Consider the following 23,351-nt stretch of genomic DNA (forward strand, 5'->3'; position numbering starts at 1 on the left):
ATATATAGGAGTATAGATAGATTAATATAGTTTGTATATATAGGAGTATAGATAGATTAATATAGTTTGTATATATAGGAGTATAGATAGATTAATATAGTTTGTATATATAGGAGTATAGATAGAAAGAAAGCTTATGACCCTCTACTTGATCATAAGCCCCTGGAATGTCTATTCCACTTTTTATTCTAAATGATTTTATAGTTAATGTGAAGTTAATATATATAAACTATATACAGAATATATATTGTATATATATATATTGATATATCTATACATATTTATAAACAAATATAGTACATATATAGTACATATATATTGTAATAAGAGTGTAACCTTTTTTGTATCTTATTTGTAACCTTAAATGTAATTCGTAATATAGTTAAAACATAATAATATATTGAATTATACTACATTTTATGGTATAATTACATCATAGTTCCTAATAACATTGGGACTCACCAAATATATATCATAAATAACCACCTTATTTATTTTTATGATATATCTATTTGGACGAGTTTTTAAAATGTCTCTCCAGACGGGGCGGCGACCTGTTCTTTTACAACTTAATATATGGAGGTGCATCTTATGGCAACCAAGAAACAAGATCCAGTATATTTATTTATCAAGGACAACTGGGTATTACTTTTACTTGTTTCTATTATTGGTACAATATATTTCTTTCGAAAGGAAATACTTATCACCTTCAAATCATTTATTGATTTCATATATATATCTAACCTATTAAACTATATATTTTATGTTTCAATTCTATTTATTTTGTTTTGTTTATTTAGACATTATATGAAAAAGAAAAGAATAATATGGTGTCGATTTATGCCACATTTATCTGATGATTTTAAATCAGATGATATACATTTTATGATGTCTCAAATGAACAAAATCAGATTGAAAAGAATTGAAAGATGGTTGCTGGGGAAAGATTGGAAATCATTTATGGTTAGAACTGATAATGATGGAAATATTTATTATTATTTCGCCTTTGATAAATCTTTGTTTATTCAAATGAAAAGTGCTTTAAAAGTTGCTTACTTAAATTCTAAATTAGAAAAAGTTGAAAAAGATGATTTACCTTTTCCTTATAAAGATAAGAGGTATGTTGGTGGGCGTATGAACTCAACAAGAAAATCAAAAAAGAGAATGTTGAGTTATAAAAGATTTCATAATGATTACTTACCTAACATTATTAATCTTTTGCCTGCAGATGCTTTTTTGAAAATAGATTTTAAGCAAAGTTTAAAGAAAAAGGCTTTGAAAAAAATTAAAGATTCAGAAGGTGTTATAAAAGAAACACAAACGAAGGAACGAACAGGAAAGCAAAAAGAAGATTTAAAAAATCTTCAAGCTAGAATGAAAGGTTCTGAAGTTGGTTTTAAAACATTGATCAGTATGGCAACTAAATCTGAAAATGGTGTACAAAGTTTAAAATCAGTTGGTGAAGCAATTTCTACTTCAATGGAAGCTGGGGCAACATTATTTTATAAGAAATATAAAAATGGCATTTCTAAGTATCCTATATTGAGACCAACGATTGAAATGAGAGATGCAGGTCTGTTGTTTGTGACAGGTTCTGAATTATCTAATGTTGTACATGTTCCTAACTACGCTGAAGAAAAAAATGAATTAATAGAAAAGTTAAGAAAACAAACAGATATGCATGATAAGACTATTGATTTATTAGAAACAGGTGTTTTTAATAATGAAAATGGTGTGAAAGTTGGTTTTGTTAAATTAGCAGACGGTAGTGAAAGGGATATTAAAGTGGCTTTAGACTCTTTAAAAGACCATGCAGCGATTACTGGTAAAACTGGATCTGGTAAATCTTCGTTTATTGTATCTATTTTAGATGGTTTGTTAAAAGAACATTTTGATGAAGATAAAAGACATAAAGCTTCAGGCTTAACATTTTTTGATCCAGGACAAGACACGGTTCTTACTTTATATAACCGTTTACTTAAATACTATAATGCTGGTGGTGAAATTGATTGGAACAAAGTTAATTATTTAAGTTTAGCAGATACTGATTATCCGTTGGCTATGAATTTGTTGGATAAAGGTATTGATCTAAATGGGGATACGTCTTTAAGTTCAATAGCTGAATCAGTTTCAGACATCATTGAAACAGCAATGCCCAATGAAGCGCCAGTAGCAAAAAGGTTGTTAGAAAAATGTATTGAAACATTACTAGCAGACGAAGAAGAACATAATATTTTAGATGTAAAGCTATTAGTAAAAAATGTGAACTACAGAACACAAGTTATAAAAAGAATAGAAAAGGATCCCTCTAATTACGCACTGATCGATTATTGGGAGACTGAAGCCGAAGAAAATTTAAAAACTTCTGAAATAGCTTTGATGAACAGATTAGAAGTCTTTAGTAAATCAACGGTGTTATCAAGAATGTTTGGACAAGATCATACTGAATTTAATTTTAGAAAGATACTTGATGATGGACATATTAATTTGATTGATATGACAGGGTTATCAAATTCTGAAATGCGTATTATAAGTGGCTATATGTCATATAGATTTTATAAAGCTTCTATAGGTCGCCGAAGTGATACACGTTTACACATTTTAGGTTTTGATGAAACAAAAGTATTAGGACATATGCCTTATTTAAGCAAAATTGTAGCTGAAACAAGAAAATTTAATTTAGCTTCTCTTGTAGGTGCGCAAATGTTCGGACAACTTGATACTGAATTGAAAAATAGTTTAAAAGAAGTTCAAGATAATTTTATAAGTTGTTTGCAGGGTGGCAAAGAAGCGAAAGAAGTATCTGAATTTATTAGTGATGAATCAGTACAAATCACACCTAAAGATTTAACAAGACTCAATTCTGATAAGCGTGAAGGTTATATTGCTTTAAAAGATAAAATTCCAGGTGAATCAGGATCTAAAAGATATACGTTAAAAGTTCAGATAGATCCACCTATTAAATTTGGAATGAACGGTTTAGCAGTTGAATATAAATCATCTGAAGAAACTGAAGCATTGAATACTTGTAAATTGATAGCAAATACAAGAAGAAAGTTTAAACCAGGTATAAAACATAAATTTGAAATTGATTTTGAAACAACAAAACGTATGCAACCGAATAAAGAATGGTCGCATTTAGGTGTTTTAGATATTGTGAAGTTAAATGATGATAAAAAAGAAGCCTTACAACAAGAATTAGACGAATTAGAAATGATTAGAAAAGGTGAAATTTTAGAGGGTCAAATTCCTATATTCAAGCGCTTTGAACAGGCGAAAGAACAAGAAAAATCAGAAATAACTGAAGTAATCAAAACTGATGAAGAAATTGAAGTTGCTGAAGATAACGCTATTGAAGATACTGAACAGTTACCGTTAGAACTTATTAATTCAAATTTAGAAGTTGATCAGCAAGTAGAACATGACAGACAGCAAGAAAGTAATAAAGTTAGAAAAGTTAAGGTCAACGAACAGGGGTTGTTTAATTTATCAGATTTCATTGATTTAGATGAACAAACAGTTCAAGCGCAAGAAAAGTCACAAGAACTAGAAGAACCATTAAATGAATCGAATGAAATAAACGAACCTGAACAAGATATAAGTGATTCAATTAAAGAAAATGAATCAGAACGATCAAATGATGAAGTTATTGAGAACTCTACGAATAAAAAATCTCGACGACGAAAAATCAAAGATATACGTTAATATATTTTGTTTGGTTGTGGCTCCTGGAATGTCTATAAAAAAATGACAGGGGTTGTTCGAATGGCACATATAACATTAAATGATGAAGATGTGAACGTTCTATTAAACGTTCATGATTATACGTTTATAGATTTAGACATGGCAGAAAAATATTTTTATAGTTCATATAATAATGTAGGTAGAAAGCTGAATAGTCTTATAGATGGTGGATATTTGGAAAGTTATAATGGTTTGTTTGCTAAAAATCATAGACCTAAAAAAATATACACTTTGACAGCTAAAGGCTCAAAAATGGTAGAAGAACTACAGGGGTATTCAAATTTTACAACTATGAGAAAACTACCTATTAACTATCTACATACTATAAATGTAGCGCGTACTGTATTAGCTTTTAAAGATGCAGGTGACAAGTTAAGCGACAAAATGAAAGTTAAAGAATTTGAAAATGAAAAATCAGCCTTCTTTCAATATGGTACAAGCAAAGCCGAAGTAATAAGACCTGATGGCATGTTCGTAATCGGTTTTGAAGATAGTGAAGAAGAAAACATAGGTGTTTTATTAGAAATGGAAAACACAAAAACTAAACGATCTATCTTAAAAGGCAAAATGAAAAGGTATAGTGAATTTTTTAACGATCAGGCAATTCAGGATAGATATCAAGATAAATTATCAATGTATACAGAAGTTAGAGATTGGATTGTATTATTTGTAGGCGCTGATTCAGATTTAGAAATTTATACAAAGAATTTATTGTTAAGAGAAAAACCTAAAGATAATCAGAAAACGAATGATCGACCTGGTATTGAATTTCCGACTTTACTTTCAAACCTAGAATATATTGAAAATGATGCTTATGCTGATATTTATTTTGCTATGAATGAAGATGATACAAGTACAAGATTTAGTATAGATGAACACTTGTAAATCGAAAGGACTTGATAATATTGGGGCGTATATTTAGTGGGATATTTTCAGTGATTTTTGTAATAGCCTTATTTAAGTTTTTGGGTTTAGATACACAGATTATATTTACAGCAATTGAGTATTTTAAAGAAGGCGCTATTGAATTATATCAGAACTTAAAAGGTTTATTTTTGTAAAAACAATCTATATCAGTTATCTGATATTAAGTAAGAAAGGGTGACGTTTTCTTTATGAAAATACTAAAAAATAGTTTTAAAGCTATTAAGTATTATTGGAATAAAGGTGCAGTTGATAAAAAACAAAAGGACGAAGAAAAGAAAGCGAAATCTCGCAACATGCCCCCACAATATCGTTACTATAGGATAGGGAAAATTGCGTTTTGGGGCTTTCAAGTATTTCTGTTACTACTATTATTTATTGTTATTTCTAGTATCCGTGAAGGAGGTGAGGGCGACAGCAAACAAAAAGTTGAATTACCTCCACCTAATCAAGCTACAATGCAACCAGCAGTTGAATTTGGAAAAGAGTTTGTTTCTAAGTATCTAACTTTTTCATCTAAAGATGATAGCAGTGATAGATCTGAAGCTTTAAAACCATACTTGATTAAAGAATTGAATGATACAACAGGTGTAAGTGTTGATGAAGGTAAAGAATTAGAATCAGCAGTTAAAAGTGTGGATCTAAAAAAAGTTGAAGAATCAGGTAAAAACAAAGGTTTGTTGACATATAAGGCTAAAGTTGAACAAACAGAATATGTCACTAAAACAGTTGATAAAAAAGTGAAAGATGGTAAAAAAACAAAAACTGTTAAAGAAGAAGTTAGAGAACCTAAGAAAAAAGAAGTTACAAGATTTATTACAATTCCAACCCTTTACAAAAACGGCAAGTATGCAGTATATGAGTTACCTAAGTTTACAAATGTAGATGAAGATGAAATTGTAAGTTATTCAGGCAACAATAAATTACAATCAACAAATGATAATAAAGAGAAAGTGAAAGACTTTTTAAACACATTCTTTGAAGTATACGCGAGTGAATCAACAGATAAGATTGAGTATATGTTAGATAACGATGTAGATGTTACAACGTTAAACGGTAATCTTAAGTTTTCAAGAATTTCTGACCTAGAGACATTTAAATCTAACGATGGTAAGGAAACAGTAGTTAAAACTAACGTAGAATTTAAAGATGAAATCGGTGTAACTTATGTATCAACTTATCACATTAATTTAAAAGCGAAAGACAATAGATTTATCGTATCAAAATTTGAAGAACAATAAAAAATTTAGGAGTGGTTTAATATGCCAACATTAGACGGATTTAAAACATGGTTTTTTGATCAAGCAGAAACAGCTTTTTTAATTATATTTGTATGTGCATTACTATTCGCAGCTTGGAAACGTTCTATTGCATTAGGTGTAACATTTATTGTAGTGGGTATTGTTTTAGCTATTTTCGTATTCAATCCTGCTATTATCAGTGATATTGCACAAGCATTTAGAAGTAGATTAGGTATTTAAACCAATATTTAGAAGGTGACAAATATGGCAGAAAACAAAGAAACATCAAATTTCTTTGAAAGTTATTATTTAAGTAATTTTAAAAAATACACAAGAAAAATTTATCGGTTTGGAAACGTTTCTCTACCACAACCGATAAATGCAAAAGTGTTTATCATATTTCTAGCAGTATTTTTTGCATTACTATTCTTTCGATTTATACCTTATTTAAATATCACGGTACTTTGGATACCAGACATGATTTATTTTGGTTTAATACCAGCCCTAGTTGCGTATCTATTAGCTGAATTTAGGGAAGAAGACCGTATGTTTTATCATTATTTTAGATCGTATATAAACTATCTAAGACGACAAAGAAAACATGAAGCATATCAAAAAGGACAAATTATTCAAATGAATAAGATGAAGAAAAAAAGCTAAAGATTGGGTGATTGTTATATGAAGCAAGTAACTTCTGAACTTACAAAATTTCCATTTAAACATGTTGATTCAAACTTGTTATTTACTTATACAGGCGAGGTATGGGCTTTTTATAGAATCGCTGGTTTTTCGTATGATTTAGAAGGCGACAATACAAAAATGAATGCTTTTTATAATCAAATGGACTTTTTAGAAAAAAATGTATTGGACTTACAATGGTTGGCTATTCCAAATCAATCAAATGCTACAAGCATAATCAATGAACAGATTGAAAGGTTAGCATTTAAAAAGGCTCGTCAAAAATATGAATTATTTGAAAACGGTGTGAAAATGCTAAATGCATGTAAAAAAGTATTTGAAAGAAATAGCCAAACTAAAGAAAGTAGAACCTATCAATATGTATTAGGTGTCCAACTTAACCCGAAGATGAACAAATTTAAAAAGGGTAATAGAGGGAATCAACTAATCACTAATTTTAGATCATTTATAAAAGGTTTAAATTCAGGTGTAGATTATGCTTTAGATCATTCAGGGCAAACAATATTAGATGAATTGATACAGGGATATAAGAAGCAATCTAAAAACATAGAATATAATTTATCAAGAGTATTTTCAGCAGGTAAAACAGCAAACTCAAAAGAGAATAATAATAGACCTGTATCCTCTTTAAAAGATTATGAAGTAGCTTACATTGTAGAGTCAAACTATTCAGCGACACCAACAGCACGAGAAGTATTATTCAGAGATGATCTACCTTATGCAGAGGAAACACAAATCGAACATGAAGGTACAAAATTAAAAGCCTTAAAGCTAGATAAAGAAAAATATATGTCATTACAAAGTGGTCTCATTAGAGAATATGACGAAAATACTTTATTAATTAAAAAACAAATCAACGGAAAAAATGAAACAATGTACGTACGTTGTATTGTAGCAACTAAATTTGAGGATAAAACTAAATTCCCAAGTCGAGAATGGTTTTATAGAATACAAAAACGTGTTTCATTTCCTGTGACGATCAGTATGAGAACACACTTTAAATCTAGCAATAAAACCGTAAAAGAATTATCAAACGTAGAACTTGAAATAGGTAATCAAAAAGAAGAAGCTTTTAAATCGGGACATATAATTGATAGACGTGTAACAACGAATCAAGGGAAGCTACAAACAGTTAAAGAAATGATGGAATCGCACAATTTACCATCTTATCAATTTAGTGTTGTTTATAAAATAACAGCAACTGATATTGAAACATTAGATAATAGACAAGAAGAATTACAAGAACAATTAAGGAAGTTTCAAATTGAAAGTGTCGCACCTTTGGGAGAACAGCCTAAATTATTTATGGAACAGTTACCAGGAGGACAACAATATCTTACAGATTACAAGCATGAAGCTGAACCTGGTTTCTTTGCTTCAGCAATGTTTGGGGCTACAAATTCATTAGGGGATGATAAAGGCTTTCCGATCGGTACGACAACAGATGGAAAACCTGTATATATCTTACCTGAAATATCAGCGAAGGGTTATGACAATCAAGTCAATAAAAGTATTGGTTTAGGAACAATGATAGCTGGTCAAACAGGTTTTGGGAAATCTGTTTTAATGAACTTTATATCATGGTGGGGTGCATTAACAGGATCTTATGTATTTATCCTAGACCCTAAAGGTGATAGAAAGAAATGGGAAAACGGTTTGCCAATGATACCTAAAGAATATATTAGAGTATGGACAGTCGGGAAGTCTAAAGAAGATGTAGGTTCATTAGATCCATTTAAAGTAAATGAGAATGTAAATGAAGCTGTAGAATCAGCATCTAATATATTTAATTACCTGTTAAAAGCAGAATACGGGAAACATAAAGCGAATTTACTTTCAGAAGCGATTATTCATGCTTCAGAACAAAAAGATAGATGTATGGCTCATGCCTATGAATATTTAAGAAGTATGAATGATAAGGCAAATGAACAAGAAGGTTATATGATACCTGAAAAACATAACGCTTTAACTGAATTAACTGAAGCGTTTGAGCAAATACAACGTAAAGATTTCACGTCACTTTTAATTGCACAACCAGGTCAAGAAACACAATCATTAAGCTTTGATAGACCTATCCAAGTATTAATGCTTGAAGAAATGACTTTACCTAAAAGTGATAAAGCACCTAAAGATTATACACAAGATGAACATATCGCAACTGCAATTATGTTGTCATTAGGTGGTTTCTTAAGAAAATTCATGATCACAGAATATAAAGGTGAAAGCGTTAAGAGACATAAAATCGCACTGTTTGACGAGACATCAGCACTTGAAGCCAATTCAAGTGGTTCGGCTATGCTAGATGATATTGTACGTCAGGGTCGTTACTTCAATATGACACTACTCAAAGGGTCACAAAATGCTACCGATCATGGACGTGATGCACCTAACATGTCAATGAAATTTAGTTTTAGACAAAAAACAGATGAAGAAGCTGAAACAATGCTTAAAACACTTAATTTAGAACCAACACCTACGAATATAACGAAAATAATGAATTTAGGACAGGGTACGTGCTTATTCCAGGATATAAACGGAAGAACAGATACTTTAAAAGTAGACTTATTATTTAAAGACGTATTTGATGCGTTCCAAACAGATACATCATCAGAAGAAGAACGAGAATTTGAACGTAAATTAAGTAAAGCAGGTGCTAACTAATGAAAAAATTGAGTTTTGTCTTATTGGCAATGCTGGTAATTGTATTATCAGCATGTGCTGATAATACAAAGAAAAATGAAGGTTCTAAAAAAGAAGAAAATAAGCTACTTGAAACAACAAAAAATAAAGAAGCTGATGAAGTAGCGCAAAAAGTGTTAGATGATAATTTAAGACTAAATACTAAAGGCATGGTCGAATATTTTAATGATGATGCAGTAATAGATTTATGTGATGCTCATTATGAAAGTGAAGGTAATAACTGCAATAGAAAAGTCATTGAAAATGATTCAGATGTTGAATTTGATCCGACTGGTGAATATCAAACAATTCTAGGTCAATATAACAAAGACAAAGTTTCTTATGTTGCTTCCTATGATGGAGATTATGATCAAATGAATGAAGAAGATATAAACCAACAATTTTCCAATAAAGTAGATTCAAATTTGAAAATTTTAGAATTTGAAATTAAAAAAGAAAATGGAAAATATAAAGTAAGTCGTTATTATACATGGGATAGTCCTAAAGAAGTATTGAAAAAATATAATAGTAAAGACAATGTATATGAATTAAAAGGTAATTACTCTGATCTCTTTGAGGAGTGAGAAAATGAACAAGATTTTTAAAGTATTTTTGTTACTTCTCATATTAAATCTATCTTTACCTTTGAATGAAATAGCCAACGCTGATGAACCTGATGATGCAGTAGTAACGAATGGTCAAGATGCTGAAGCTGGTCAAGATCAAGGGTTAAAGATTGAGTCTAAAAAAATGGGTAAGTACAAAAATGATAATCCTAAATATTCAATTGAAACTTTAACATATGATGATATTAAGAAAATGCAAGATGCAGAAAAAGAGAAAAAAGAAAAAGATAAAGGTATTAAAGACAAAATTGCCAGTGGCATAGGTAGTATTGTAAATGTAGTCCCTAATTCATTAGATGGCGTTAAAGACGATACGAGCCGAGCAATTAAAAATCAAGGGTTGTTCGTAATGTCAAAAGCATCTAATGGCTTGATGCAATGGAATGTAATTGCTACTAATTTTACTTTGAATTTGTTTGCATGGTCTAATGATGCCCCTTTATTTAACTATATTATATCTGGTGTAGAAGATAAGATAGGTCAAATTGCTGGTATAGATAGTGGGGGTCTTACGGGTGACGGTTTATTTGGTCAATTTTTAACCTTAATTTTAGGGTGTGTAGTTGTTGTATGTATGTACTTAGCATTCCTTAAACACGCGCCTATAGAAGCTTTAAAAGGACTATTACAAACAGTTATAGTATTAACTATAGCATTACTTTTAGTTGCTAATATGGGCAGTTATTTAAGAGGTGTTAATACTATAACAACGGGTGTTATGGACGAATTAGTTTCATTTGGTGCTGGTGTTGAAGGTGAGGCAGATATGGACTCTACTGAAGATGTATTGCACAGAGCGATGGTGTATACGCCTTATGTCAATATGATGTTTGGCACTGATGATGATTCAGTCGTATCACAAGAACGTGTTAAGAACCTTATGACGACAGATGATAGTAAGAAAAGGAAAAACTTATTAAAAGAAGAATACAATAAAGGTAATAATATGGTTCACCCTGATAGTGTATCTACTCAAATACTCTACGGAATTATAACGGTGATAGGTAATAGTGTTTTAGGGACGGTTGTACTTGTTATTGCTGGTGCATTTCTTGTATTTCAATTATTAATTGTGATATGGGCTTTTATTGCCCCGTTTGCGCTACTATGGGCTTGTCTACCTGGTCAATTTCCAGTTGCTTATAAATATCTAGGAAAACTTTTTGAACCATTTCTTTATAAATTAGGTTTAGGAATTTTAGTAATGGTTCTAGGTATTTTAATCGGTGTAATAGCAAGTATTAATGTTATAGATGGCATTGTAGGTTATTGTTTGCAACTATTCCTAATTTTCTTAGTATTCATAGTGTTGTTCTTATTAAGACATAAAATTATGTCCGTATTTACAGTTACTAATGAGGGTAGAATGTTGAAGCAATTGATTAATTCAAATGATTATATACCACAAACATTAGGTGCTGGTGCAAATGCAGTTACAAATAACATACCAGGCGTTAATGCAGTGACTGGCGCTATAGGTGGTGGCGTTGTATATTCAGCTTCACAATTAGGCTCTATGATGGGACAAGACGAATATGAACCAGTAGAAAGAAAAGAAGTACAGTCTGAAATGCCACAATTAAATGATTATATGGGTGAAGAAAAATCAAGCCCTGAATATGACACTACACCATTAAATGCTACAGGTAATATAGGTTATTCAGGAAACAATAATTATGATGAAGTTGAACAAGATACTAATAATGATCAATTAGAAAGTATATCAGATCATATAGAAGATACTGAAGACATTGAAGGTATAAAAGGATCTAATGAACGTATACCTACTGAAATTAGGACAAACGGTTCTGAATCAGAAGGAAACAGTATAGATAATAAATCTACTGATGATTTACCTAGCCTTAATGAATATATAGATGATGAAGGCGATTCTACTGAACATTTAGCATCAATAGATAAAATTGATTCTATGGATCGTGAATCACTAGATGATGAATTATCAGGTCAAAAAGGTAGCTTAAAAGAACATGCAGAAAATGAAATGATTTCAGGCGCTACAGGTTTAGATGCAGGCAAACTCAAAGACTTACAAGCTGATTATAATGAACATTTTCAAGATGATGCATTTCACAGAAAGTTACGTGAAACAGCCGACACTGATTATGAAAATAAAGGTTACGGTCACGGTGACAAAGAAGAAACTATTGAAGAAATTGAACGTAATGAAGATGATTCTTTTGAAAAAATCAATCGTGATGAAGATCGTTTAGATGATGAAAATGAAGAAAAATAACAAGATGCTAGGAGTGGGCTTATGAAATCTAAAAACAAGAAGTATGCATTTGCTGGTTTAGGTTGTTTTCTCATAATACCCTTCCTAGTTTTTCTTCTTTTAATAGCTGGTATACTTGGATCTTTAGGTATAGGTGGTTTATATGAATCAACCAGGAAAGAAGAAGAATCAGGATCTAGTGAATCATATTGTATTGGTGGAAATGTTTCTAAAAACAAAATCGAATCATTTTTTGAAGAAAACGCTAAAGGTGGAGGTCTTGAAGGCAAAGGGGACTATATTGTGAAAAGCGCAAAAAAACACAAGATAGATCCTCAAATCTTCATGGCAATTATTATCCATGAAACAGGTTACGGAAAATCAGAAGCAGTTAAAACACATAATAATGTAGCTGGTATGATGGGATCTGGTGATTTATTTAAGTTTGATACTATTGAAGATGGTATAGATGCAGCAGCTAAAAACTTAAATGATTTATACTTTTCTAAAGGTTTGACTACTGTAGACAAAATACAGAAAAAGTATGCCCCAATAGGTGCATCAAATGATCCAACTGATTTAAATTCAAATTGGGCGCCTACTATTAAGAAATTAATTAAGAACTTGAATGATGGATCATCATCAAAAGCGAAATGTAAAAAATCAGGTGGCGAATTTAACGATTCAGGCAAAGACTATAAAGGTAAAATACCGAGTTGGTCAAATAGCAACCCTGGAAAAATGAATCTATACGATGCAGGTCAATGTACGTGGTACGCGTACGGTATACGTCAGAAAATGGGTAAACCAGTTTCTACACTATGGCATGATGCTCATAAATGGAATGAGCGTGCAAAAGCAGAAGGTTATAAAGTTGGAAGCAAACCTAAAAAAGGCGCGCTATGGATAGCAGAACAGGGCGCTGGTGGACATTCAAATGTAACAGGTCATGTTGGTGTTGTAATAGATGTTAAAAGCGACACAGAGTTTGTTGTAACTGAAATGAATGGTAAAGGTATACCATATCAAATTGATGAAAGAACTGTAAAAATGACTGATGGTTATAGTTTTATTTATTAAAGGGGTGCTAAAAATTGACTAAAAAAATATTGTTAGGAATCGTTGTAGTAATTGTTTTAGGCTATATTTCAATTAATATGTATAGTCAGTACCAGCAAACAATTAAATATGGTAAAACAGCAGATAAGTATGAAGAAGATCTACAAGCAAAGAATAATAAAATTGATACTATGCAAAAAGATTTAGAAGATAAAGAATCGTTGATTGATCGACAGAGTAAAGAGGTTATAGCGAAAGAAGAACAAGAAATCAGAAAGAAAACAGATGAATTTGTAAGAGTATTATTAAAGCAAAAACCGAAAACAAGTTTTTTAGATAAAAAAGATAAACTTAAACCATTAGTAACTGAAGGTTATTACAAAGAATTATTTAGTGATAAAACATCACAAAGATATAATTTATATGTTGAGTCAGAAGTACAAGACTTGCGCGTTTATATAGATGAATTTAAACCTGAAAAAGATAAATACAGTGTGTTTGTAGAGTTTAATGAATTACAAAATGATGTTGAAGATGATAGCGAAGAAATAGATCGTAAAGGTTCAGCAAAAGTAGATTTAGAACGAAAAAAAGGTGAATGGTTTGTGAGTGGTTATCAACGTTTTACATTAGAAAGTACAGCACCATAAAAACCGATTTAGATAGAGGTAGCCAATAGGTTATCTCTATTTTTTTATAATTTATTACTAAAAAACTTTACATGTTTACGAAAACGTGATATATTATATTTAACGAAAGGAGGTAAGCAATGGTAGGTATCGCATTAAGCATTGTTGCACTAGGTTTTATGGCAATGATATATAGTTTGATTATTTGGTTTCAAAAGCCTTCAGAAAGAAAGGGGGAAAAATAGAATGGATATTAGGAATGTAGATAGTATGTATTTTAGGGACATACTTAATGATCAGGTAGTTTTATTTCAATGTAAAACCACTAAAGAAGTACATTGTTGGAAAGCAGGACTTTATATTGGAATGATAAAAAAAGCTTATATAAGTAAGTATAAAAAGCCATTAGAAGATTTGAAAAACAGAATATTAACAGATCATGTATTTTTAGATAAAGCTATTGAAGTCTAGCATATAAAAAACTGGTGGAATACTCTCAATATTCCACCTCCTTAAAACTAATATAGGAGTGATTAAAATGAATGATAGAGTTAAGAGTGTAAAGTTTGAAGCGCATGGATCAGAATTTATATTTAGATTAGGTAAGACGTGCTGGGGTGACGAAGGAATAGCAGTATATCAAGATGGTTACTACATTGGTTTAATTGATGTTTTAATGTCTGATGATTATAAAGACCCTTTAGAATCTGTAGCAAGAAGATTTAAAAAAGACGTATCACTTCTTGATGAAGTGTACGCCTAGCATATAAAAAACTGGTGGAATACTCTCAATATTCCACCTCCTATTATAACATTTTTAGCATATAGAATGATACCTACCAAGCTTGCCAAACTATATAGGAGGTTTTAATCATGATAAAATCTATTGAATTTGAAAAGAATGGTCAACATTATGATTTAAGACTACAAGATATACCAGGTAAAACATTAAAAGTACGTGTTTATGTAAATTACATGTTTAAAGGCATATTAGAAAAGCAAAACAATGAAACAGATCAAAACTTGCTATTGAGTAAATATGAAATGATTATCAATTCACCTCAAAAGGAGGGGATCATATGATTCATTACCATACTGAAGAAGGACTAGAAAAGTTACAACAAGTTATTGATAAATTTATGATTGAAAAAGGGATAGGTAAAACAAAAGTAATTGATGAAAAATCAATGATAATACTAGGATCAGCTAAAAAAGAAAAAAACGGTTATACGCAATTTTCATCAGTCATTTTAAATGTACGTGATCTAGTAATTCATAAAGATATTTTTAGTGTAAAACATGATGTTGTTAAATCAAAACCGTTTAATTCTGTTGAGGAACTGGCAACATATCTTGAAAATATAACTTATGATGATTTAGTAGATTTTGAAGTGTTGGATAGTTAAATGAAATACAAAGTCGATAGAGAACAAGAAATTAAAGATATGTTGATCCAGTCTATACTATTAATTGATCCTATTCATTATTCAGAAAAAGCATTAGAAAATAAAAGTTTGGAAGAAATACAAGAAGCTTTTAATTTAGCAAGAAAGGCACAACTGGAGGAGTGATAAAGATGTTAGATACATTGTTTGAAGTACGTGGTAACAAGTATATGTTCTCAAAGATTATAAACCTTTGGGGTGACGAAGAAATTAGTTTATATGAAAATGGTGAAATTCTAGGCTATTTAAAGACGGAAAAATACAGTGTAGAAGAAGCTGAAAAAGAAATATTAGAAAATGAAAACTTTAAAGAAAGCGACTTAATAATATAAGTTACACAGTGGGCTTTACTGTTATGATTAAATAAAAAAAGCAATCACGAAATGTGATTGCTTAGATGGAATAACAGATCGCTATTCACATCATAAAAGGTAATTTAATTATAACATAAAGTGAGGTAATAATATGGAATTTAAACAAATTAAGCAGATCTTAGAACATGACAAAACAATGTATGTCACAAAAGGAGGTATAGAAATGGCTATTAATGAAGAACTAGGCTTATATATATCAAAAAATGACGGTGTATTTGCAGTAAATCAATTAGAAAATAATGATATAGATTTTATAGAATCAAGTGATAGTTATGTTGAATTAATCGGTATTAAAGAAGTTAGTGAATTAACGAATACTGGTAGAATGACGATTAAATACAGAATCGAAAACAACGTATTCAAAAAGATGCCTAAACCATTTTTTGTATTAAGACAAAGTAGAGGTGATTCTCATTTTTGGTTAAGGTCTCAATTTGAAGATAAAAAGGAGTAGTTAAATGAAAACGGTCAAAATTCTATTATCTATAATACTTACCACTATTGTTTTAGCTGGTTGTGATATAGGTGAAGCTATAAAAGATGAAGCAACAAAAGAATTAAAGACACAGTCAAAAAAAGCGTTAGAAGATTTGAAAAATGAAACCTTTAGTAAATCGACACCGAAAATTAAGAATAGTAATGACGATTTAGCGCTGATAAATGCTGAAACTAATGATGAAAATTACGCGTTTATTAATGATAATAAAACATCATTATCAAAAGCAGATCAGGAACTTATTAATAAAAAGGGTAATTCTGAATTTTGGGCGATATATTCTGATTTAGACCAATTAGGACGGGGTGGAAAAGTTACTGCCTTAGTTACACATCAAGCAGTATTAAATAATTCATCAAGCTCTAAAGAAAGACCTCAATTTGATTCAAGTGTACATTTAGCTGGTGAATACAAAGACGGGCAATATGACCCTATAAAGCAAACCTGGAAAGGTACACAATCAAATAATCAGATCTTACAACTGGAAGGATATAGAGGATATATATATAATAAGTCACATTCTCTTGCCTGGTCATTAGGTGGCGATATGGAAACCCACAACCTAACTTTAGGAACTAGAGCGCAAAATGTAGGTTCAAATAAAGCATCTGATGGTGGTGGAATGGGATATCCTGAAACACAGGTAAGAAACGCAATATATGATAAACCTGAAACTAATGTATTTTATGAAGTTACACCTGTTTATAAAGGTGATGAATTGCTACCTAGAGGGTCGCATGTTCGAGCCTATTCAATCAATGACAATGGGAAAACCGTAAACTTGAATGTATGGATAGCCAATAAACAAAAAGGCGTAACAATCAACTATAGTAATGGTACATATACCACAACCTAGATGTCGCATGTCGTACCGCTTCACCTCTACCGCTTCATAATTTAAATTAAAAAGAATACTATTATAAGCTTTTTCAATCGTTCATTAAAATCTTGACGTCACCTAAAAAATATCATTGGTTGACTTGTCCGATTTAAAATTTTTTTCAGTTACGTCCATCAAGAAAATCACTTGATGACCTCACCGAAAAATTTTAAACCGACCAACCCAACCAATGATATTTTTAGCTTCCTTACAAGATTTTAATGAACGATTGAAAAAGCTTTTTTAAACCCTAAAATAGTAATTTATTACTAAAAAACTTTACAAGTCTACTAAAATTTGATATACTTGTTAACAAGAAAGGAGGTAACAGGTCGCAAAACGCTAATTTATCAAGCGTTTAAACATCATAAAGGGAGTTTTTTATATGGCAAATGTTTGTTTTTATCACATCAGTTATATTAGTGGCGATAAATCGGCAATGAAAGAATTGGCATTATATTTCAAAGGTAAAAAAGAAAAAAAGCTAGGTGGGGTACGTACAGATGAAACATATTTCGATGAAAAAGATTTGTGGATAGATGGAGGTTGTAAATGGTCTGCAACAACTAGCATGCTAGAAGAAGGCTATTACACAAGATACACAGATACAGATTTAACTAATCTTGAATTACTAACAAAAGAATTAGGGTTAAAAATCAGATTAGTAGCAAATGAAAGTGGTTGTTTTGTAAAAGAAGATTATACGATAGATAACGGAATTGTTTACGATAATACAATGTTATAAAGGGGTTAGAAAAATGAGAGAAAACTATATAATGAATTTTGTAAAATTTACGGCATCTTATGAGGTAACAGAAGTTGAAAAATTTGAAGTATCAAGTCCAGAGGACGTTAAAACACTTTTAAATGATTTGTTTGATATTGGATTTTTACACACAGAGCATTTTGTTATGATTGGTTTAGATAGTCGTAATGTTGTAACTTGCGTTCACACAGTCCATATTGGAGGACTAATGGCTTCAATTGTTGATATTAGGGCATCATTTTTTGCAGCGATACACAATAATTGTGCAAGTGTGATTTTCGCACACAATCACCCGTCACAATCAAATGCAATGCCAAGCAATGCAGATATAACAACAAGTAAAAAATTAAGTCTAAGTGGTAGCATTTTAGGAATTGAAGTTCTTGATAGTGTTATCGTTTCAGGAAATGATTATTATAGTATGGCAACAGAAGGACATTTAGAAGTAGGCGAAGATATAACAGAAATAATAGAAAACTTGTAAAGTCCAAGACCTCGAGAAATCGGGGTCGCCGGCTCGTCCGGTTTAAAATTTTTTTCAGTTTCGCCTATCAAGAAAACCACTTGATAACCTCACCGAAAAATTTTAAACCGACCTCGCAATAAAGCGTTAGGGCGTGAGACCTCGTCCGATAAATATATTATTCAGTTTCGTCCATCAAGAAAATCACTTGATGAACTCATCGAATAATATATTTATCGACCTCGCCCTCACGCCCTAACGCTTATATACACAATATAAGGAGTAGATATATATGAATAGAAAATTAAAAAAGATAAATGTTACGGAATTAAAAGAATTAGGAATTGCGAATAATAGAGGAGTAATTGACTATAAAAAATATAGTAAGTTTAAAGCAACGCAAAGAAGTTTAGGCTATAACGTCAGATTGAATATAGACGAAGAACACACAGAAGAAGGGCGTTTAACTTTAGACAATGAACCTACTAAATATGGTGACAAGCTACACACACATAAAATAAACATTATAGAGTAAATCAAATATAATATAAGTTAAGAAGGTGATAACCTTAAATTAAGAAAGAAGGGATATTATGACGACTTTTATATTTATAATCATGTTAATTATATTCATCATGATATTGTTTAATATAAAGCGAAAACAACAGATTATAAAATACGTTGACGATATGCGAAATACCTCACTTAAAACCGTAACTATAACAAATATTAACCATATACTTAAAAATCGTAGAAATAATTTTGTGTTGGTGTATACTTTTGGGAAAATTGAATTATTACCAGGTCAAATAGTATTTGTCCGATCTGGTGAAAGAGAGGGGATATCTATACCTCAAGCAAAAGTAAATATTAGATATAAAAAGTTTGGCTTTATCCCTTTATATCCTATTAAAGTTAAAGATAAAGATTTAATGAACTTCTATCAAAGAGAATTAAAGATTTATATTACTAAAGAGCGTTTTAAATCATTGCAAATTTAAATAAAAGGGGTCTTTAAGTATGAATTTAAGAGGTCATGAAAATAGACTTAAATTTCTTGCGAAATATGATGTAACACCTATATCACATTTAAAATTATTAGAAGGTCAAAAGAAAGATGGTGAAGGTGGTACATTGACAGATAGTTATTACTGTTTTTCATACAGGTTAAAAGGTGATTCTGAAAAAGTTTTAGGTACGTTTAATTGTGGTTATCATATTGCTGAAGATTTACTGAAATTATCAAATCAAGATAAATTACCTTTATTTAATCCTTTTAAAGTAATTAATGAAGGTAATCAATTGCTGGGCGTAGCAAATAAAGATAATTTAGAAACTAATAAAAAAAAGAAAAAATATAATGAAGTAGCTTTTCAGCTGACAAATGCTATTAATTTAATCATAATCTGTTATGAGGGGAATATTAAAGAACCACTTTCAACGATAAAATATGAAACTGATAAATATTATTATAGCGCACCATATGATCGTAAAATTAAAGCAGTAAATACTATTATAGGTAATTTGTTTGATAAGAAATTAGTTGATAAGATGTATGAAATTAATAAAAGTCAGGAAATTAGAAAGTTTGATTTTTCACTACTTACTGAAGTTATTGAAAAATATGATTTAGTTAATTATTTTGAGTAATAAGGAAGGTGCTTATTAATGTTTAAACAATTAAAAGAAAATGAGTTGCAAGAACTACATGTTATACACCAAGTTATGCACCAATTATCATTAGCACATAGACCGTTAGTATGGAGACGTAAGGGCTTACCAAAAAACAATGAAGAAAGAAAATTAGTAATAAATACGTTGGCTTACCTGTCTCTAATACATTCAGAAATAGAAAATATTAATGATGTTTTACTCAATAATACGATGTATGATGTGTATTCATATAAAAAACAAGTAAAAGAAGCTATCAGTAGAGCAGATAATCATTATAAGACAAGTGATTTATATCCGGATAGTGTTAGAAATTTTGAAAATATAAGAAATCTATTGGAAATTTAAATATAGGGGTGAATAGTTTGAATAGAGACATAGACAATTTACCTTATTTACTTCCAAAATTAGAATTTGTTTTAGATTTAATTGAAAAAAATTACCTAACGGTTTTTATTTTCATATTAATAATTTGCATCATTTTTATAAGTGGTTTGTTATTTAGTCAAAGTGAAAAATTGAAATCTATATTAATTAGATCTACAACCTGTATTATAGTAACTTTTGTTATTATAAGTTCTATAATCTATCTAAAAGACTATTTAAAAGACTATTTAAATAATGTATTTCATTGAAGTTGTGTATGAAGTAAATATATTTAATGAAATTCTATCAAAAAGGCCTAAAAATATATATCACTAAAGATAGGTTTAAGTCCTTACAAATTTAATTTTTTAAAACAGATCGTTATTCATGAACTACCGAACTACAATTTGATGCTTATTAAAGGGGAGATTGAATGTGAATATTATTGAAAATATATTTTTTGCAATCGGCGTATTAATTTTATTAATTTCTATAGCATACTTAATATTAGCTTTCATTATAGATATGGTTATAGATTCAAAAAAAGTAAGAGGTCAGAGGTTAGTTCATACAAATGCAGATGACACTCGACAACATGAAATTAAATACAATATTTCACCAAAATTATTGAATTTAAATAAACAACTTAATGAAAAAAGTATATTTGCTAAAATAGGGTTATTCATTGGCATAGGTCTGGTAGGTGTACACATAGGAAAAATAGCAATTTCAGGAATTAGTGAACTACTTTTGATTATATAAAATCATTTAAAAGGGTTAAGATAAATTTTAATTTTTATAATGAAGTAAAGGAGTGTTTTGATGTTTGATGATTTATTAGCTTATCTAGGTAATTTCTTTTTTATCATAGGTAATATTGTTATGGGCTTCACTTTAGTTATAGGGTTGGTATTTGGAATTTTGCTTGGGTTAGAAACAAAGTTTGGTTTTTTAGATACCAGCGCATATACACTTGTAAGGTTGTCTAAAAAGCTAGGTTTATTTGCTTTAATAGGAATAGTAGCAGGAATTCTTTTTTATATACTTGGTTTAGTAATAACGCCAAATCAAATGAGTCTTTGATATGTAAAGATTATAGCAAGCTATGTATTGTGTTAATAAGCATACAACAAAACAAAAGGGGGAAAGAAAATTGAAAATAGTAAATACTCTTTTTTTGAATTTGATATATAGTATGACAATATTAGTTATAATCACAGGTCTGATAATGTACAATGAGAATTACTTTCAGAATGTAATATTAGCTGATTATAGGTTGTCATATTATGTAGCGATTACAATTTTTCTTTTCTTAATTTTACCTTTTTCTAATATCATACTATTTAAATATCTATATAATAGTGAAAAGATTCAACAATTTTTTTTAAAAATATCAGATAAACTATACAAATAAAAATTATAAGCATAACAAAAGGAGTAATCATATGAGAAATAGACGATCTAAAAAACTATTATTAGGCATGGTATTAATGGTAGTTGGTCTATCACTCACGATAATAAATATAAAAAATGACCCTAGTAATATGTTGGCAATAGGTTTGGTACTAGCTATCATTGGTCTAATTCTTGCAGTGCGTGAAATGTATAAACAAGAATCGTTAGAGTTAATATCTAAAATCAACGATTGTTTAACCGAACTAGGATATACAGATGAACAGATAAAAGACAGGCAAGTGTCTTTATATCAATCTGATATAGATGAATTAAAAGAATTAAAATCAAAAGTAGATGTTAAAATAAAACAAAAAAGAGAAGATGATTTTTTTAATACAAGAGAAAGTTCATGATGTATATGATATTCAATTTAACTTCCTCTAATGACCATTATGTCAACTAAAATAAAACGCCAAATGCCTTTAAATTAGGCTTTAGCGTTTTTTATTTGGTTTTTGAGTATACATAAAATATACAGGCTATATTTATCAATACTTTGACCATTTTCAACCCTTTCATAAACTGTATTTTTATTCAGTTAATTTTGGTCGAAAATGAATAGATAAAAGTAAAATATCAATTCAATTTGGTATTTTTCTAATACATGACATGTCATAGGTGTTATAATATGTTTATAAAAGTAATAGTCATAGATAAACACCAAACCCCCTTACTATGTGGCGTAGTAAGGGGGTTTTTATGGTGCTGGCTGATCTGATGTCACCTAGATATGAATAAAAGTAATAGTCACTATAAACACCTCCCCTCTATGACAGATTGCGCCATAGAGATAGGCGACTTTAGGTTCTGTTGCAAAGTCAGAAAAAATATAACTAATTATCATTTTAACATGGTAGTATTCCCTTAACTGGCCAACATGTGATTAATTTCGTAGCACGGCGAAAATCCGTAGATCTGAAGAGACCTACGGTTCTTTTTATATAGACCATAAATACATTCAATACCTTTGAGTGTATTCTTTGCCGTATTGACGCTTTGATATCTCGTCTTTCTCACTTTAATATGACGGTGATCCTGCTCAATGAGGTTATTAAGATATTTAGATGTACAATGACAGTCGGGATTAAGTTTAAAATCTTTAATCAACTTAGACATTGCCACCTTCGTCGAAGGTGCCTGGTCTGTAATTATCATTTGAGGTTTACCAAATTGTTTAATAAGTCGCTTAATAAACGCATATGCTGAATGATTATCTCGTTTCTTACGTAACCAAATATCCAATGTATGACCATCTGCATCAATGGCACGATATAAATAGCACCATTTTCCTTTTATTTTAATGTATGTCTCATCAACGCGCCATTTATAATAAGCTTTTTTATGCTTTTTCTTCCAAATTTGATACAAAATAGGAGCATATTCTTGAACCCAACGGTAGATCGTTGAATGATGAACGTTAACGCCGCGTTCTCTTAGTATTTCAGATATATCACGATAACTAAGCGCGTATCTTAAGTAATAGCCAACGGCTACAGTTATTACATCTTTATTAAATTGCTTATATCTAAAATAATTCATAGAGAACGCTCCTTTTTTGTTAAAATTATACTATAAAATTAACTTTGCAACAGAACCAAAAT

At 30.1% G+C, this 23,351-nt stretch carries 28 protein-coding genes; 27 read left to right on the forward strand and 1 reads right to left on the reverse strand.

The features are described 5' to 3' along the window. The first annotated feature begins 591 nt into the window (after positions 1-591). From LQ694_RS14915 to LQ694_RS15045, 27 genes are all read left to right on the forward strand, one after another. Positions 592-3,705: a helicase HerA domain-containing protein gene (locus LQ694_RS14915; protein WP_239772167.1), complete on the forward strand. Its 3,114-nt coding sequence runs from the start codon at positions 592-594 to the stop codon at positions 3,703-3,705. A gap of 60 nt (positions 3,706-3,765) precedes the next feature. After that, on the forward strand, positions 3,766-4,629 hold the full coding sequence (locus tag LQ694_RS14920; protein WP_198054571.1) for a replication-relaxation family protein: 864 nt from the start codon (positions 3,766-3,768) through the stop codon (positions 4,627-4,629). Between the two features lie 230 nt (positions 4,630-4,859). Beyond that, positions 4,860-5,909: a conjugal transfer protein gene (locus LQ694_RS14925; protein ID WP_239772169.1), complete on the forward strand. Its 1,050-nt coding sequence runs from the start codon at positions 4,860-4,862 to the stop codon at positions 5,907-5,909. Between the two features lie 21 nt (positions 5,910-5,930). Continuing rightward, entirely contained in the window at positions 5,931-6,149 is a 219-nt protein-coding gene (locus LQ694_RS14930) for a hypothetical protein (protein ID WP_198054573.1), read from the forward strand. A gap of 24 nt (positions 6,150-6,173) precedes the next feature. Then, positions 6,174-6,569 carry a TcpE family conjugal transfer membrane protein gene (locus LQ694_RS14935; RefSeq protein WP_198054574.1) on the forward strand — a complete coding sequence of 132 codons (396 nt, stop codon included), beginning with the start codon at positions 6,174-6,176 and terminating at the stop codon, positions 6,567-6,569. An 18-nt stretch (positions 6,570-6,587) separates the two neighbouring features. Next, positions 6,588-9,269 (forward strand): ATP-binding protein, encoded by a 2,682-nt coding sequence (locus LQ694_RS14940; protein WP_233689339.1) that lies wholly within the window; start codon positions 6,588-6,590, stop codon positions 9,267-9,269. Continuing rightward, on the forward strand, positions 9,269-9,871 hold the full coding sequence (locus tag LQ694_RS14945) for a hypothetical protein (RefSeq protein ID WP_239772170.1): 603 nt from the start codon (positions 9,269-9,271) through the stop codon (positions 9,869-9,871). The genes LQ694_RS14940 and LQ694_RS14945 overlap by 1 nt, the downstream gene beginning before the upstream one ends. Positions 9,872-9,875: 4 nt before the next feature. Beyond that, the gene (locus LQ694_RS14950) at positions 9,876-12,167 is read left to right on the forward strand and encodes a CD3337/EF1877 family mobilome membrane protein (RefSeq protein ID WP_239772173.1); all 2,292 of its coding nucleotides are present in this window, start codon (positions 9,876-9,878) and stop codon (positions 12,165-12,167) included. Between the two features lie 21 nt (positions 12,168-12,188). Then, positions 12,189-13,226 carry a CHAP domain-containing protein gene (locus tag LQ694_RS14955; protein ID WP_233689342.1) on the forward strand — a complete coding sequence of 346 codons (1,038 nt, stop codon included), beginning with the start codon at positions 12,189-12,191 and terminating at the stop codon, positions 13,224-13,226. Positions 13,227-13,240: 14 nt separating this feature from the next. Beyond that, positions 13,241-13,855, forward strand: coding sequence for a hypothetical protein (locus LQ694_RS14960; protein WP_198054579.1), 615 nt, complete (start codon positions 13,241-13,243; stop codon positions 13,853-13,855). Between the two features lie 225 nt (positions 13,856-14,080). After that, entirely contained in the window at positions 14,081-14,305 is a 225-nt protein-coding gene (locus LQ694_RS14965) for a hypothetical protein (protein ID WP_198054580.1), read from the forward strand. Positions 14,306-14,372: 67 nt separating this feature from the next. Next, positions 14,373-14,597 carry a hypothetical protein gene (locus LQ694_RS14970; protein WP_198054581.1) on the forward strand — a complete coding sequence of 75 codons (225 nt, stop codon included), beginning with the start codon at positions 14,373-14,375 and terminating at the stop codon, positions 14,595-14,597. 110 nt (positions 14,598-14,707) lie between these two features. Beyond that, positions 14,708-14,917 carry a hypothetical protein gene (locus LQ694_RS14975; protein WP_198054582.1) on the forward strand — a complete coding sequence of 70 codons (210 nt, stop codon included), beginning with the start codon at positions 14,708-14,710 and terminating at the stop codon, positions 14,915-14,917. After that, positions 14,914-15,240, forward strand: coding sequence for a hypothetical protein (locus LQ694_RS14980; RefSeq protein WP_198054583.1), 327 nt, complete (start codon positions 14,914-14,916; stop codon positions 15,238-15,240). The genes LQ694_RS14975 and LQ694_RS14980 overlap by 4 nt, the downstream gene beginning before the upstream one ends. Next, positions 15,241-15,405, forward strand: a complete 165-nt coding sequence (locus LQ694_RS14985) for a hypothetical protein (protein ID WP_233689344.1) — start codon at positions 15,241-15,243, stop codon at positions 15,403-15,405. It begins immediately after the preceding gene. Between the two features lie 5 nt (positions 15,406-15,410). Further along, positions 15,411-15,611, forward strand: coding sequence for a hypothetical protein (locus LQ694_RS14990; protein WP_198054585.1), 201 nt, complete (start codon positions 15,411-15,413; stop codon positions 15,609-15,611). A gap of 133 nt (positions 15,612-15,744) precedes the next feature. Continuing rightward, positions 15,745-16,107 carry a hypothetical protein gene (locus LQ694_RS14995; protein ID WP_198054586.1) on the forward strand — a complete coding sequence of 121 codons (363 nt, stop codon included), beginning with the start codon at positions 15,745-15,747 and terminating at the stop codon, positions 16,105-16,107. A gap of 4 nt (positions 16,108-16,111) precedes the next feature. After that, positions 16,112-17,005 carry a DNA/RNA non-specific endonuclease gene (locus LQ694_RS15000; protein ID WP_239772176.1) on the forward strand — a complete coding sequence of 298 codons (894 nt, stop codon included), beginning with the start codon at positions 16,112-16,114 and terminating at the stop codon, positions 17,003-17,005. A gap of 409 nt (positions 17,006-17,414) precedes the next feature. Beyond that, positions 17,415-17,774, forward strand: a complete 360-nt coding sequence (locus LQ694_RS15005) for a hypothetical protein (RefSeq protein ID WP_198054588.1) — start codon at positions 17,415-17,417, stop codon at positions 17,772-17,774. A 13-nt stretch (positions 17,775-17,787) separates the two neighbouring features. After that, positions 17,788-18,279, forward strand: a complete 492-nt coding sequence (locus LQ694_RS15010) for a JAB domain-containing protein (protein ID WP_233689349.1) — start codon at positions 17,788-17,790, stop codon at positions 18,277-18,279. Between the two features lie 271 nt (positions 18,280-18,550). Continuing rightward, positions 18,551-18,793 carry a hypothetical protein gene (locus tag LQ694_RS15015; RefSeq protein WP_233689350.1) on the forward strand — a complete coding sequence of 81 codons (243 nt, stop codon included), beginning with the start codon at positions 18,551-18,553 and terminating at the stop codon, positions 18,791-18,793. Positions 18,794-18,851: 58 nt separating this feature from the next. After that, entirely contained in the window at positions 18,852-19,259 is a 408-nt protein-coding gene (locus LQ694_RS15020) for a hypothetical protein (protein ID WP_233689351.1), read from the forward strand. Positions 19,260-19,278: 19 nt separating this feature from the next. After that, positions 19,279-19,908, forward strand: a complete 630-nt coding sequence (locus tag LQ694_RS15025; RefSeq protein ID WP_239772178.1) for a hypothetical protein — start codon at positions 19,279-19,281, stop codon at positions 19,906-19,908. Between the two features lie 18 nt (positions 19,909-19,926). Further along, a complete protein-coding gene (locus LQ694_RS15030; protein ID WP_239772180.1) occupies positions 19,927-20,277 on the forward strand; it encodes a hypothetical protein in 351 nt (116 codons plus the stop codon). 453 nt (positions 20,278-20,730) lie between these two features. Next, positions 20,731-21,057 carry a hypothetical protein gene (locus LQ694_RS15035; RefSeq protein ID WP_239772182.1) on the forward strand — a complete coding sequence of 109 codons (327 nt, stop codon included), beginning with the start codon at positions 20,731-20,733 and terminating at the stop codon, positions 21,055-21,057. A gap of 60 nt (positions 21,058-21,117) precedes the next feature. After that, entirely contained in the window at positions 21,118-21,378 is a 261-nt protein-coding gene (locus tag LQ694_RS15040) for a hypothetical protein (RefSeq protein ID WP_239772184.1), read from the forward strand. A gap of 362 nt (positions 21,379-21,740) precedes the next feature. Then, positions 21,741-22,103 carry a hypothetical protein gene (locus LQ694_RS15045; RefSeq protein ID WP_239772187.1) on the forward strand — a complete coding sequence of 121 codons (363 nt, stop codon included), beginning with the start codon at positions 21,741-21,743 and terminating at the stop codon, positions 22,101-22,103. 511 nt (positions 22,104-22,614) lie between these two features. On the opposite strand, the gene LQ694_RS15050 is transcribed toward LQ694_RS15045, so the two are convergent. Continuing rightward, complete coding sequence (locus LQ694_RS15050) at positions 22,615-23,289, reverse strand: IS6 family transposase (RefSeq protein ID WP_002512555.1); 675 nt, start codon at positions 23,287-23,289, stop codon at positions 22,615-22,617. Between the last annotated feature and the right edge of the window lie 62 nt (positions 23,290-23,351).

The sequence above is a fragment of the Mammaliicoccus sp. P-M58 genome, assembly GCF_022386165.1.
Lineage (GTDB): Bacteria > Bacillota > Bacilli > Staphylococcales > Staphylococcaceae > Mammaliicoccus > Mammaliicoccus sciuri.